The 11,868-nt window shown below is 69.4% G+C and carries 12 protein-coding genes; 8 read left to right on the top strand and 4 right to left on the bottom strand.

Going from position 1 to position 11,868, the window contains the following annotated elements; genetic code table 11:
• Nucleotides 1-224: 224 nt before the first annotated feature.
• Together AKH00_RS17930 and AKH00_RS01235 are read left to right on the top strand one after the other, a co-directional pair.
• The gene (locus AKH00_RS17930; protein ID WP_161804370.1) at nt 225-611 is read left to right on the top strand and encodes a hypothetical protein; all 387 of its coding nucleotides are present in this window, start codon (nt 225-227) and stop codon (nt 609-611) included.
• Nucleotides 535-2,328 (top strand): DUF7507 domain-containing protein, encoded by a 1,794-nt coding sequence (locus AKH00_RS01235; protein WP_161804371.1) that lies wholly within the window; start codon nt 535-537, stop codon nt 2,326-2,328. The genes AKH00_RS17930 and AKH00_RS01235 overlap by 77 nt, the downstream gene beginning before the upstream one ends.
• A gap of 28 nt (nt 2,329-2,356) precedes the next feature.
• Here AKH00_RS01235 and AKH00_RS01240 read toward each other — a convergent pair whose 3' ends face one another.
• Nucleotides 2,357-3,706, bottom strand: coding sequence for a cryptochrome/photolyase family protein (locus AKH00_RS01240; protein WP_050720907.1), 1,350 nt, complete (start codon nt 3,704-3,706; stop codon nt 2,357-2,359).
• Nucleotides 3,707-3,745: 39 nt separating this feature from the next.
• Nucleotides 3,746-4,171: a DoxX family protein gene (locus AKH00_RS01245; protein WP_050720908.1), complete on the bottom strand. Its 426-nt coding sequence runs from the start codon at nt 4,169-4,171 to the stop codon at nt 3,746-3,748.
• Nucleotides 4,172-4,194: 23 nt separating this feature from the next.
• Here AKH00_RS01245 and AKH00_RS01250 point away from each other — a divergent pair, with 23 nt between their 5' ends.
• Genes AKH00_RS01250 through AKH00_RS01260 form a run of 3 tightly spaced genes read left to right on the top strand, consistent with a single transcriptional unit; the run spans nt 4,195 to nt 7,146 of the window.
• On the top strand, nt 4,195-4,554 hold the full coding sequence (locus AKH00_RS01250; RefSeq protein ID WP_050720909.1) for a YnfA family protein: 360 nt from the start codon (nt 4,195-4,197) through the stop codon (nt 4,552-4,554).
• Between the two features lie 46 nt (nt 4,555-4,600).
• Entirely contained in the window at nt 4,601-6,601 is a 2,001-nt protein-coding gene (gene thrS, locus AKH00_RS01255) for a threonine--tRNA ligase (RefSeq protein ID WP_050720910.1), read from the top strand.
• A complete protein-coding gene (locus AKH00_RS01260) occupies nt 6,598-7,146 on the top strand; it encodes an HIT family protein (protein WP_050720911.1) in 549 nt (182 codons plus the stop codon). The genes thrS and AKH00_RS01260 overlap by 4 nt, the downstream gene beginning before the upstream one ends.
• 28 nt (nt 7,147-7,174) lie before the next feature.
• On the opposite strand, the gene pdxY is transcribed toward AKH00_RS01260, so the two are convergent.
• Nucleotides 7,175-8,026 (bottom strand): pyridoxal kinase PdxY, encoded by an 852-nt coding sequence (pdxY, locus tag AKH00_RS01265; RefSeq protein ID WP_050720912.1) that lies wholly within the window; start codon nt 8,024-8,026, stop codon nt 7,175-7,177.
• A 52-nt stretch (nt 8,027-8,078) separates the two neighbouring features.
• On the bottom strand, nt 8,079-9,386 hold the full coding sequence (locus tag AKH00_RS01270) for an aminotransferase class I/II-fold pyridoxal phosphate-dependent enzyme (RefSeq protein ID WP_050720913.1): 1,308 nt from the start codon (nt 9,384-9,386) through the stop codon (nt 8,079-8,081).
• Between the two features lie 77 nt (nt 9,387-9,463).
• Between AKH00_RS01270 and pdxS the strand changes: the two genes are divergently transcribed.
• From pdxS to AKH00_RS01285, 3 genes are all read left to right on the top strand, one after another.
• Complete coding sequence (gene pdxS / locus AKH00_RS01275; protein WP_050720914.1) at nt 9,464-10,357, top strand: pyridoxal 5'-phosphate synthase lyase subunit PdxS; 894 nt, start codon at nt 9,464-9,466, stop codon at nt 10,355-10,357.
• Nucleotides 10,347-10,943 carry a pyridoxal 5'-phosphate synthase glutaminase subunit PdxT gene (pdxT, locus tag AKH00_RS01280; protein ID WP_050720915.1) on the top strand — a complete coding sequence of 199 codons (597 nt, stop codon included), beginning with the start codon at nt 10,347-10,349 and terminating at the stop codon, nt 10,941-10,943. Before pdxS ends, pdxT begins: the two co-directional genes overlap by 11 nt.
• 120 nt (nt 10,944-11,063) lie before the next feature.
• Complete coding sequence (locus tag AKH00_RS01285) at nt 11,064-11,855, top strand: DUF402 domain-containing protein (RefSeq protein WP_050720916.1); 792 nt, start codon at nt 11,064-11,066, stop codon at nt 11,853-11,855.
• Nucleotides 11,856-11,868 lie beyond the last annotated feature (13 nt).

The following is an 11,868-nucleotide window of genomic DNA, read 5'->3' on the forward strand; positions in this document are numbered from 1 at the left end:
TTTGTGTCGGACTGCCAAAATCCCAGATCAGAGATGATCGGCTGTTCGCATGGGAGCGCTCACGCGCCTCATCCGTCACACCTGCATCATTGTCACCACCTGAGAGTTCGCCTATCGTTTTCTGACAACGTCGCATCCGGACACCGGGTCCGACGGGACCTTGAGGGGGGTTCGCGATGGTCGGGGGAGGTGCGCGGCGACGACTTCGTCGGTCGTTCGTCGCGATGGCCACCGCCGTCGCCGTGATCGCCGCCGGCCTCACGCTCGGTACTCCCACCTCGGCGGAAGCCGCCGTCGTGCAGTGGGGCACGAACTCCGGAACCGCCCCGAACTATCAGGCCAACGTCAACGGCGACTTCCTCATGGCAGGAAACGGCGTCCTCGCCTGCTCGGCAACGACGGCCACCACGAACGGCTCCTGCGTCGATCTGCACGCCGCATCGAGCACGAACGCGCAGAACGTCAAACGACAACTTCGTCATGACACAGAACAACTCCGTGACGGGGTTCACCTCGAACTCGAGCAGCGCGACCATGACGATCCCGTCCGGAGCGACCGTGGTCAAGGCGTTCCTCACCTGGAGCGCCAACACCGGCGTGTACACGGGTGACACCCGACGCCTGTGCGCGCAGTACTCCGCGGGTCGCGGGGTCGCGACCATGCCGGCGGGCAGCGCGACCGGTTACACGAACCGCTCGGTCCAGCTGAAGGTGGCGAACGCGGCCATCACCGACATCGCGCCCGGCAACGTGCTGGTCGACCCCGCGTCACAGGCGACTGCCCTGTACTACTCGGCCAGCGCCGACGTCACCTCGGCGTTCGCCTCGGTGCCCACGGGCACCGAGGTCACGATCTCCGCCGGCAACATCTGGACCCCGACGGGAGCCGGATGCTACGCCGGGTGGTCGATCTCCGTCGTCTACGACTACGGGACGTACCTGCCGAACAACCCGGCCTCCGTGCCGCACAACATCATCTACTACGAGGGCCACGTGCGTCAGGGAGCCAACGACGCCGACCTCACCGTCGCGTTCAACGGCTTCACCGCCGTCGCAGCAGGCACCCGCGCGGGCTTCACGCTCTTCGAGGGCGACCGCAACATCACCGGAGACTCGGCGTCGTATTCGCGCGGGGGATCCACCGCGTACACGGAGATCCCGAACGCCGCGGGCGCCACCGGCAACATCGGCATCTCGCGCGCGGTGGGGTCGGTCAGATACACCGGAACAGCGGGCACGGCGTTCACGAACCAGAGCGTCGACGTCGCTTCGGTCCCGCTGTCGAACGTCGTCGCCGGCGACTCCACCGTCAATCTCCGACTGGGCACTTCCGGTGATTCCTATCTGCTGCGCAACGCGATGCTCTCGGTCCCGACGGCCGGTCTGCAGCTCGTGAAGACCTTCGACGGCACCGCGGACACCCAGGCGCGCACGGCGACCGAGCTCGCGACGTTCACGATCCGCATCACGAACACGGGCGCCGGCACCCTGCGCAACATCGTCGTGACCGACGATCAGGCGAACTGCGCCCGCAGCCTCGGCACTCTCACGCTCGCGCCCCTCGAGTCGACCACCTACACCTGCACCGCATCCGCCCCCTCGTCCACGGGATACGTGTCGACCGCGGACGCGACCGCGAGAACCGTGGTGGGCGACTTCCTCGCTCAGGACAGCGACAGCACCACGGTGCTGCTCAGCGCCATCAGCCTGACGAAGACCAGTGCCCTCGCCCCTGGCGGCACCGGCAAGGCCGGCGACGTCGTCAACTACACGTTCACGGTCACGAACACCGGCCAGTCGGTCCTCACGGGCATCGTCATCACCGATCCGCTGGTCGGTCTGTCCGCGATCACCTTCGGCGCGTGGCCGGGCACCGCGGGAACGCTGACGCCGGGGCAGTCGGTCACCGCCAGTGCGACGTACACACACAAGCAATCGGACGTGGATGCCGGATCCGTCGCGAACACCGCCACGGTGAGCGCGGCGGACAGCGACGGGGGAGTGCGCCCGACCGGGCAAGCCAACCGCGTCACGCCGATCGCGGCGGCCGGCGCCGTCACCGTCACGAAGACCGGCGCCCTCGCGAGCGGCGCCACCGGCCGCGTCGGCGACCGCATCAATTACACGTTCACGATCCGCAACACGGGCAACGTCACGCTCGCGAACGCGTCGCTCGTCGACCCTCTGCCCGGGCTCTCGCCTCCGGTCGTCACCTGGCCCACGTCCACCTCGGGCGTGATCCCCGTGGGCCAGGCAGCCACGGCCACCGCGTTCTACACGATCACGCAGGCCGACGTCGATGCGGGCAGCGTCCGCAACACGGCCTGAGCGACGGCGCGAGCCTGTCGAACGCTCGTCACGACTCGGCGCGTGACGAGCGCTTGACCACGTCGTAGGCGGCCAAGGCCGCCTTCCGAGTCTCACCGAGGTCGACGATCGGCTCTGTGGGAGCGTCGGCCGCCCATTCGGAGATGTACAGACCCTGCGGGTCGAACTTCTTCGCCTGCAGCTCCGGGTTGAACACCCGGAAGTACGGGGCGGCGTCGGCGCCGGAACCGGCGACCCACTGCCAGTTGAACGGGTTGTTCGCTCCGTCGGCGTCGACCAGCGTGTCCCAGAACCACTCCTCGCCGCGCCGCCAGTCGATCAGCAGGTTCTTCACGAGGAACGAGGCGGTCACCATCCGGACCCGGTTGTGCATGTAGCCCGTGCGCCAGAGCTCCCTCATGCCCGCGTCGACCAGAGGCACCCCGGTCTCGCCCTTCTGCCAGGCCTCGAGGTGCGAGGGGTGCAGGCGCGGCCACGGGAAGGCGTCGAACTCGCGGCGCAGGTTCTTCGTCGCGAGCTCTGGAAAGTGGAACGCGGTGTGCCAGGCGAATTCGCGCCAGCCGAGCTCCGACAGGAAACCCGCCGCGCCGTCGACGGCGACCGCCTCGTGCCACACCGTGAAAGGGCTGAGCTCGCCCCAGCGGAGACGCGGCGACAGCAGAGAGGTCGCACCGGCTGAGGGCTCGTCGCGTGCGCGGTCGTACTGCGGGAGGTCCTCGTGGAGGAACTCGTGCAGCCTCGTGCGTGCGGCGGCTTCGCCGGGTTCCCAGGTGTCCCGCAGACCCCCGGCCCAGTCGGGCCAGGTGGGGAGCAGATCCCAGCCGTCGAGATCGTCGGATGCCGGGCCGCCGCGCAGCCCGTGAAGGCTGCGGGGAGTGGGGAGAGGCGCACGCGGTGCGGGCAGGGCGCGCGCCGCGCGCCAGAAGGGCGTGAACACCGAGAAGTGGGTCCCGGCGCCCGTCTTCACGGTCCACGGCTCGTGCAGCAGCGACGCGTGGAAGGAGGCGACCTCCAGGCCGTCGTCGCGCAGCGCGGTCTTGAGGGAGCTGTCGACCTCGCGCTCCGCGCCCCCGTACCGTCGGTTCCAGAACACGGCGGAGGCGCCGCTCTCGTCCACGACCTCGCGCACCACCTTCTCGGCCGGACCGCGGCGGAGCACGAGCGTCGTACCGAGATCGTCCAGCGTGTCCGCGAGCGACGCGAGCGAGTGGTGCAGCCACCAGCGCGCCGCCCCGCCGAGTGGTCGGATCCCGGGCGACTCCTCGTCGAGCACGAACAGCACGACGATCGGCTCGTCGCGGTCCATCGCGGCGCGCAGGGCGGGGTTGTCGGCGACGCGCAGGTCGTCGCGGAGCCACACGAGTGAGGGGGAGGCCATGCGCCTATTGTCCCCGTCCCCGGTCGCCCGTGCAGAGTCTCAGTTGCGGCCTCGACGCCGACGTCGGCGGACGGTAGGCTTCCGGTCCGGACGGGTCGCCCAGACAGCCCACGCGACGAGCACGGGCTGCAGGAACAGCCGTCCGAACCGACGTCGGTCGGTGTCGAGACCCGGCGCGGATCGGCCGGTCCGCCACTGGTGCACATTGCCGGGGAACACGGCGACGAAGAAAGCGGCGGTCGCGAGCCCCACACGTCGGCGTTCCTTCGTCAGACCGACCAGCGCGGCGGCGAGACCCACCTCGACCGCGCCCGAGGCGATCACGATGGCCTCCTTGTCGAGGCGCGTGAGCCGCGTGGCCCAGTAGGGAACGACGAGCCGGAAACCGCGCGTGCTGACGAAGTGCATGATGCCGGCGGCGGCGAGGAGGGCGGCGAGCAGCCAGCGGAGCACGTCTTTGAGCATGCGCCCCACGCTACCGTGGCAGCATGACCGTGCTCCGCATCAGCATCCTCTTCGTACTCGCCGCCGCCGCCGAGATCGGCGGAGCCTGGCTCGTGTGGCAGTCGGTCAAGGAGGATCGGGGGTGGATGTTCGCGGTGCTGGGCGTCATGGCGCTCGGCGCGTACGGGTTCCTCGCCGCGCTGCAGCCCGACGCGAACTTCGGACGGGTGCTGGCCTCCTACGGCGGGATCTTCATCGCCGGATCCCTGGCCTGGGGGATCATCGTCGATGGGTTCAGGCCCACGATGTGGGACTGGATCGGCTCAGCCGTCGCGCTGGCCGGCGCGGCGATCATCATCCTCGCGCCCACGGCGGCGACGGCAGCCTCGGAGGGCGGCGCGTAGAGGTCGGGAGCGGTCGCTCATGCGAGTAGCCTTGTCCGAGACCCAGATGGAGTGTTCCGTGCCTGAAAATGCCCAGCCGAAAGACGGCTTCGCCCTGTTCTCCGACCGCTCAGTCGTCGCCATGCGCGTCAACGGGACCCTCAAGGACCTCGCGACCACGGTGACCGACGCCGACGAGGTCGAGCCGGTCACGATCGACAGCCCCGACGGTCTGAGCATCCTGCGCCACTCCACCGCCCATGTGCTCGCTCAGGCGGTGCAGCGCATCAACCCGCAGGCGAACCTCGGCATCGGCCCGCCCATCACCGACGGCTTCTACTACGACTTCGGCGTCGACTCCCCGTTCACGCCCGAGGACCTCAAGGCCATCACGAAGGAGATGCAGCGCATCGTCCGCGAGGGCCAGCGGTTCGTGCGTCGTGTCGTCACCGACGACGAGGCGCGCGCCGAGCTCGCCGACGAGCCGTTCAAGCTCGAGCTGATCGGGCTCAAGGGCGGCAAGGAGGCGGCGGAGGGCGCGTCGGTCGAGGTCGGCGAGGGCGAGCTCACGATCTACGACAACACGACCCGCGACGGCGAGGTCGTCTGGAAGGATCTCTGCCGCGGTCCGCACCTGCCCAACACCCGCATGATCGGCAACGGCTGGGATCTGACCCGCATCGCCGCCGCGTACTGGCGCGGCAGTGAGAAGAACCCGCAGCTGCAGCGCATCTACGGCACGGCGTGGCCCTCCAAGGACGAGCTGCGTGCGTACCAGCACCGGCTCGAGGAGGCCGCCAAGCGCGACCACCGCCGACTGGGCAAGGAGCTCGACCTGTTCTCCTTCCCCGAGGAGATCGGTTCCGGTCTCTCGGTGTGGCATCCGCGCGGTGGCATCGTGCGCGGCGAGATGGAGCAGCACGCGCGCACGCGACACATCCAGGGCGGCTACACCTACGTGTACACGCCGCACATCTCGAAGGAGGACCTGTTCCTCACCTCGAACCACCTCGTGACGTACAAGGAGGGCATGTACCCGCCGATCGTCATGGACGAGGAGCGCGACGACGAGGGCAACGTCACCAAGCAGGGCCAGGACTACTACCTGAAGCCGATGAACTGCCCGATGCACATCCTCATCTATAAGGAGCGCGCCCGCAGCTACCGTGACCTGCCGCTGCGCTTCGCGGAGAACGGCACGGTCTACCGCAACGAGCTCTCCGGTGCGCTGCACGGCCTCACCCGCGTGCGCGGCTTCACCCAGGACGACTCGCACCTGTTCGTCACGCCCGACCAGCTGGAGGGCGAGGTCGCGAAGGTCCTCGACTTCATCCTGTCGATGCTGCGCGACTTCGGTCTCACCGACTTCGAGCTCGAGCTGTCGATGAAGGACGACGAGAAGTCCAAGTGGATCGGATCGGACGAGTTCTGGGAGTCGTCGACCGACGCGCTGCGCCGCGTCGCCGTCGCATCCGGTCTGAAGCTCACCGAGGTGCCGGGCGAGGCCGCGTTCTACGGCCCGAAGATCGACCTCAAGACGCGAGACGCGATCGGTCGTACGTGGCAGCTCTCGACGGTGCAGGTCGACCCGAACCTGCCCGAGCGCTTCGAGCTGGAGTTCATGGACAAGGACGGTCAGAAGAAGCGACCGATCATGATCCACCGCGCGCTGTTCGGCTCGATCGAGCGGTTCTTCGCGATCCTGCTCGAGCACTATGCGGGTGACTTCCCGGTGTGGCTGTCGCCCGTGCAGGTGGTCGGCATCCCCGTCGCGGAAGACTTCGCCGACTACCTCGGCGACGTCATCCGCACGCTGCGCGACTCCGGAGTCCGCGCCGAGCTCGACACCTCCGACGACCGGATGCAGAAGAAGATCCGCACGCACACGACCGGCAAGGTCCCGCTGCTGCTGATCGCGGGGGAGAAGGACCGGGATGCCGGCACTGTCTCCTTCCGTTACCGCGACGGCTCGCAGGAGAACGGCGTGCCGATCGCCGACGCTGTGTCGCGCATCCGCGCCGCGATCGCCGACCACACTCTGGTGCAGACCGCCGGGGACCTGGCGTGACCGACGAGCACTCCTCCGTCGAGGACGCCGGTCTCCTGGCCGGCGTCTCCGACGAGTTCCAGCGCCTGTGGACCCCGCACCGGATGGCGTACATCCAGGCCGGGCCCGAGCCGCTGCGCGAGGAGTGCCCGTTCTGCGAGGCACCGAAGTTCCCGGATGCCGAGCGTCTGATCGTCGCCCGCGGCGAGACGGCGTACGTGCTGCTGAACCTGTTCCCGTACAACTCGGGTCACCTGCTCGTGTGCCCCTACCGGCACATCGCCACCTACGACCAGGCGACCCCCGAGGAGGTCGCCGAGATCGGCGCGCTCACCCAGATCGGGATGCGCGTGCTGCGCGAGGTGTCCCGCTGCGACGGCTTCAACCTCGGGATGAACCAGGGCGCGGTGGCCGGTGCGGGCGTCGACGGGCACCTGCACCAGCACGTCGTGCCGCGGTGGACGTCCGACGCGAACTTCTTCCCGATCGTCGCGAAGACCAAGGCGCTGCCGCAGCTGCTCGGCGAGGTGCGTGAGGCTGTGTCGGCGGCCTGGCCGAAGCCCTGATCCGCTGCCAGCGGGGTTGTGGGGAGGCTCAGCGCACCTGGCGGGCGGTGAACTGCATCCGCGGGTGCGCGTAGAACTCCTGCGCCTCGACGAGCTGCAGCTCGCGTGCGCCGGACTCGAGCGTCAGGCTCAGCAGGTCGAACACGCTGGATGCCGTGCGCTCGAGGGCGAGCTTCGCGTCGCCGGTCGCGACGTAGTGCGAGGTGAAGAGCGCCGCGGTGACGTCGCCGGATCCATTGGCCTTCATCGGCAGACGTGGGGTCTGTACGATCCAGGCGCCCTTCGCGTCGGCGACGAGCATCTCGATCGTCCCCTCTTCGCGGTCAGGTCGTTCGACGCTCGTGACGAGCACCGTGGTCGGGCCCATCGCCATGGCCAGATCGACCGAGGCGAGGGTGGACTCGAGCGTGTCCGGCTCGGTGCCGGTCAGGAACCCGAGCTCGAACTGGTTCGGCGTGATGATGTCAGCCACGGGGACGACCTTCTCGCGCAGCAGCACGGGGATCGCCGGTGCGACGAAGCATCCGGACTTGGCGTTGCCCATGACCGGGTCGCACGCGTAGACCGCATTCGGGTTCGCGGCCTTGACGCGCGCGACCGCGTCGATGATGACGTCGCCGATCCCCTCCCCGCCCTGGTAGCCGCTGAGAACGGCGTCGATCTCGGGGAACGCCTCGCGCTCCTCGATCCCGGTGATGACCTCGCGCACATCCTCCGGTGAGATCATCGGTCCGCGCCAGGCACCGTAGCCCGTGTGGTTCGAGAAGTTCACGGTGTAGACGGGCAGCACCTCGACGCCGATGCGCTGCATCGGGAACACGGCGGCGGAGTTGCCGACGTGTCCGTAGGCGACGGCGGACTGGATGGAGAGGACCTTCATTCCCCGATCCTTTCTCTGAGTGTGAGTGCGGGCGGGTGCTCGCGGCGGGTCGTCATCGCGTGGCCGCGACGAGGTCGGTGACGAGCGTCTCCGCATCGTCGTCGGAGAGATCGTGCACCGTGAGGCGCAGGTGATGCGAGGGGGCCGCACGCTCGTCGAGGGCGAACTCGTCACCGGTGCGAGCGAGCCATCCGCGGCGCATGAGTCTTTCAGCGACGAGCCTCGCCGGCCGCGGAAGGGCGACCCACAGGCTCAGACCGTCGGTCTGAGGGGCGTCCAGACCGGCATCCCGCAGCAGCGACGAGAACCGGGCGTTGCGCTCGACGTAGTGCTCCCGGGCCGCGGCGATCGAGGCGGTTACATCGGGGTCGGTGAGCTGCGTGAGCGTGAGCCGCTGCAGCAGATGACTGACCCACGTGGTCCCTGGGCTCAGGCGCATCGCGAGGCGCTCGGCGGTCGTCGGGTCGGTGGCGGCGACCGCGAGGCACATGTCCGGACCGAGGAACTTCGAGACGGAGCGCACGAGGGCATATCGGCGATGTGCGGGGCCGATCAGGCTCTCGTAGGGGCGTCCTGACAGCATCGAGAAGTGGTCGTCCTCGATGAGGAGCACATAGGGGTGATCGGCCAGGACGGCGCGCAGCTCCGCCGCGCGCTCGGGGGTGAGGCTCGCGCCGGTGGGGTTCTGCGCGCGCGGTGTGCAGATCACGGCGCGGACGCCCGCGTCGAGAGCGGCACGGAGTCCGTCGACGGTCATGCCCTGCTCGTCGACGGGGACCGGCACGGCCCGGTATCCGCCGAGGCGGACCGTGTGGATGCTGGCGAGGAAGCACGGATCCTCGAGCGCGACCGCATCGTCGCGCATGAGGGCTTGCGCGAGGAGGCGCTCGACCGCGTCGACGGCACCGCTCGTGATGGTGATGCGGAAGTCGATCGAGTCCAGGTCGCCCGCGACCCACTCCTGCGCCCAGGTCTCGAGCCCGCGGTCGATCACGGGCTCCCCGTAGAGCACCGGTCGTCCGGCGACCGTCGCGAGGGCGCTGGAGGGGTCGGGGATCAGTCGGGGGTCGGGGTTGCCGGTGCCGACGTCGCGCAGCACGGTGTCGGCGGCGTACCCTTCCTGGGCCACGCTCTCGTGCCCGGCGATCACGGTGCCGGCGCGTCCTCGCGAGACGACGAGTCCCGCCTGCGCGAGCTGACGGTAGGCGGCGACGGCGGTGTTGCGGTTCACGCCCAGCGTCGCAGCGAGCTCGCGAACCGGGGGGAGTGCGCTGCCGGCGCCGAGGACTCCGCGATCGCGCAGGTCGCGCACGCTGGCGGCGATGTCGGCCGCGGTGGTTCCGGTGATCTGGTCGCTCATGTGTCCTCGTGTCGATTCTATGTCGTTCCGGACAGTGCTATCGTTTGACCTAGATCAAACCCCGACAGGAGTCAGTCATGACCGAGAACCCCACCACCGGATCCTCCCGCGTCAAGCGCGGTCTCGCCGAGATGCTCAAGGGCGGCGTCATCATGGACGTCGTGACCGCCGAGCAGGCGAAGATCGCCGAGGATGCCGGTGCCGTCGCCGTCATGGCGCTCGAGCGGGTGCCCGCCGACATCCGCGCGCAGGGCGGCGTGTCGCGCATGAGCGACCCCGACATGATCGACAGCATCATCGACGCCGTGTCGATCCCCGTCATGGCGAAGGCGCGCATCGGCCACTTCGTCGAGGCCCAGGTGCTGCAGGAGCTCGGCGTCGACTACATCGACGAATCCGAGGTGCTCTCACCCGCCGACTACGTGAACCACATCGACAAGTTCGGCTTCACGGTGCCGTTCGTCTGCGGGGCCACGAACCTCGGCGAGGCGCTGCGTCGCATCAACGAGGGCGCCGCGATGATCCGCTCGAAGGGCGAGGCCGGCACGGGCGACGTCTCGGAGGCGATGAAGCACATCCGCAAGATCCGGGGAGAGATCGCCGCCCTCACCGCGCTGCCCAAGGACGAGCTGTTCGTCGCGGCGAAGGAGCTGCAGGCGCCGTACGAGCTCGTGGCCGAGATCGCCGAGACGGGGAAGCTCCCCGTCGTGCTGTTCGTCGCCGGCGGCGTCGCGACGCCGGCGGACGCTGCGATGATGATGCAGCTCGGCGCGGACGGCGTGTTCGTGGGCTCCGGCATCTTCAAGTCGGGCAACCCCGCTGAGCGGGCGAAGGCCATCGTCAAGGCCACCACCTTCTTCGACGACGCGAAGGTCATCGCCGAGGTCTCCCGCGGACTCGGCGAGGCCATGGTGGGGATCAACGTGTCGGACCTGCCCGCACCGCACCGCCTCGCCGAGCGTGGCTGGTAGTCCTCGGGTCGGTGTGCTCGCGCTGCAGGGCGACGTGCGCGAGCATGCCGCCCTGCTCGCCGGACTCGGGGCCGAGGTCGAGCTCGTGCGACGCCCGGCTGAGCTCCACGCCGTCGACGGCCTGGTGATCCCCGGCGGAGAGTCGAGCGTCATTGACAAGCTGTCGCGACTGTTCGGGATGCAGGGGCCGATCCGCGCGGCGATCGACGCCGGGGTGCCGGTGCTCGGCACCTGTGCGGGTCTGATCATGCTCGCCGATCGGCTCGTCGATGCGATCGACGGGCAGGAGTCCTTCGGCGGACTCGACGTCACCGTGCGCCGCAACGCCTTCGGCCGTCAGGTCGAGTCCTTCGAGGCCGACCTCGACGTGCCGGACCTCGGGGGAGACCCCGTGCACGCCGCGTTCATCCGCGGCCCGGTGGTGGAGAGCGTCGGGCCCGCGGCATCCGTGCTGGCGTCGCTGGACGACGGTCGTGTCGTCGCGGTCGAGCAGGGCGCTTTGCTCGGTCTGAGCTTCCACCCGGAGATCACGGGGGAGACCCGGTTCCATCGCCGATTCCTCGACCGGGTCGCGGCGCGGGTCTGAACCGCATTCGGTCCGCACGGGTACGGTGTCGGAATGCGAACGCCTGTGGGGACGACCGGAGTCAGTGCGAGTGGAGGCACGGTTGAACTCGTCGGCCGGCGCGGCACGGAATGGGCAGGTGTGGCCGACCGACCTGTCTCGCTGTCGGACGCTCTTGCGCTCCTCGACGCGGACGAGCAGGGCACGGCGCACGCGGATCCGGCATACGACCGCGCCATCCCGTCGGCGGATGCTGCGGCGCCGCGTCTCGCTCGCGGACAGGAGATCCTGTGGCGCTACGGGCGCGTGATCGAGACCGCGGTCGTCGTGCGGGACGACGACCGCGGCCTGGTCGCGTGGACGCCCTCGGGCTCCGCCCGCCTCGACGCCGTGCCCGCGGATGGTCGGCGCGTGCGGGACGTGCCGCTCGCGCAGCGCTCGCTCGTGCCGTGGCACGCCGTCGAGGGCGCATGGCGAGGCCCCGGCATCCTCCGCATCGCTCCGACAGGCATGCCGTGGTCGGTGTGGTTCTTCCGCCGGGAGGATGGCACGCCCGATGGCGTCTACGTCAACATCGAGCTGCCGCACCGCCGCATCGCCGGCGCCGAGGCGGCCGTCTTCACCCGCGACCTCGTGCTCGACCTCTGGATCGACGCCGAGCATCCGGGCGATGAGGACGTCTGGCTCAAGGACGCCGACGAGCTGGAGGCTGCGGTCGAGCAGGGGCGGTTCACGCCGCAGCAGGCTGAAGCGGTGCGGGCGATCGCGGACCACGCAGGAGCGGACTTCATCGCGCACGGCACGTGGCCGCTGGACGAGGGGTGGGCGGAGTGGATGCCGGATGCCGCCATGGACGTCCCGATCATGCTGCCGGACACCGCGGCAGTGGTCGCAGCACGCGCGCGCTCGGGGTCCACGAGTCTCGAGGACTGACGTCCCTGCTCGG

Origin of the sequence: Microbacterium sp. GCS4 (assembly GCF_001262495.1) — a bacterium.
In the GTDB taxonomy this organism is placed as follows: Bacteria; Actinomycetota; Actinomycetes; order Actinomycetales; family Microbacteriaceae; genus Microbacterium.

Bases quoted from the DNA above. Each gene is read 5' to 3' on its own strand.
- AKH00_RS17930 (WP_161804370.1), top strand. From the start codon at position 225: ATGGCCACCGCCGTCGCCGTGATCGCCGCCGGCCTCACGCTCGGTACT.
- AKH00_RS01235 (WP_161804371.1), top strand. From the start codon at position 535: ATGACGATCCCGTCCGGAGCGACCGTGGTCAAGGCGTTCCTCACCTGG.
- AKH00_RS01240 (WP_050720907.1), bottom strand. From the start codon at position 3,706: ATGGCCTCCCCCTCACTCGTGTGGCTCCGCGACGACCTGCGCGTCGCC.
- pdxY (WP_050720912.1), bottom strand. From the start codon at position 8,026: ATGAAGGTCCTCTCCATCCAGTCCGCCGTCGCCTACGGACACGTCGGC.
- pdxS (WP_050720914.1), top strand. From the start codon at position 9,464: ATGACCGAGAACCCCACCACCGGATCCTCCCGCGTCAAGCGCGGTCTC.
- AKH00_RS01270 (WP_050720913.1), bottom strand. From the start codon at position 9,386: ATGAGCGACCAGATCACCGGAACCACCGCGGCCGACATCGCCGCCAGC.
- thrS (WP_050720910.1), top strand. From the start codon at position 4,601: ATGGAGTGTTCCGTGCCTGAAAATGCCCAGCCGAAAGACGGCTTCGCC.
- AKH00_RS01245 (WP_050720908.1), bottom strand. From the start codon at position 4,171: ATGCTCAAAGACGTGCTCCGCTGGCTGCTCGCCGCCCTCCTCGCCGCC.
- AKH00_RS01250 (WP_050720909.1), top strand. From the start codon at position 4,195: ATGACCGTGCTCCGCATCAGCATCCTCTTCGTACTCGCCGCCGCCGCC.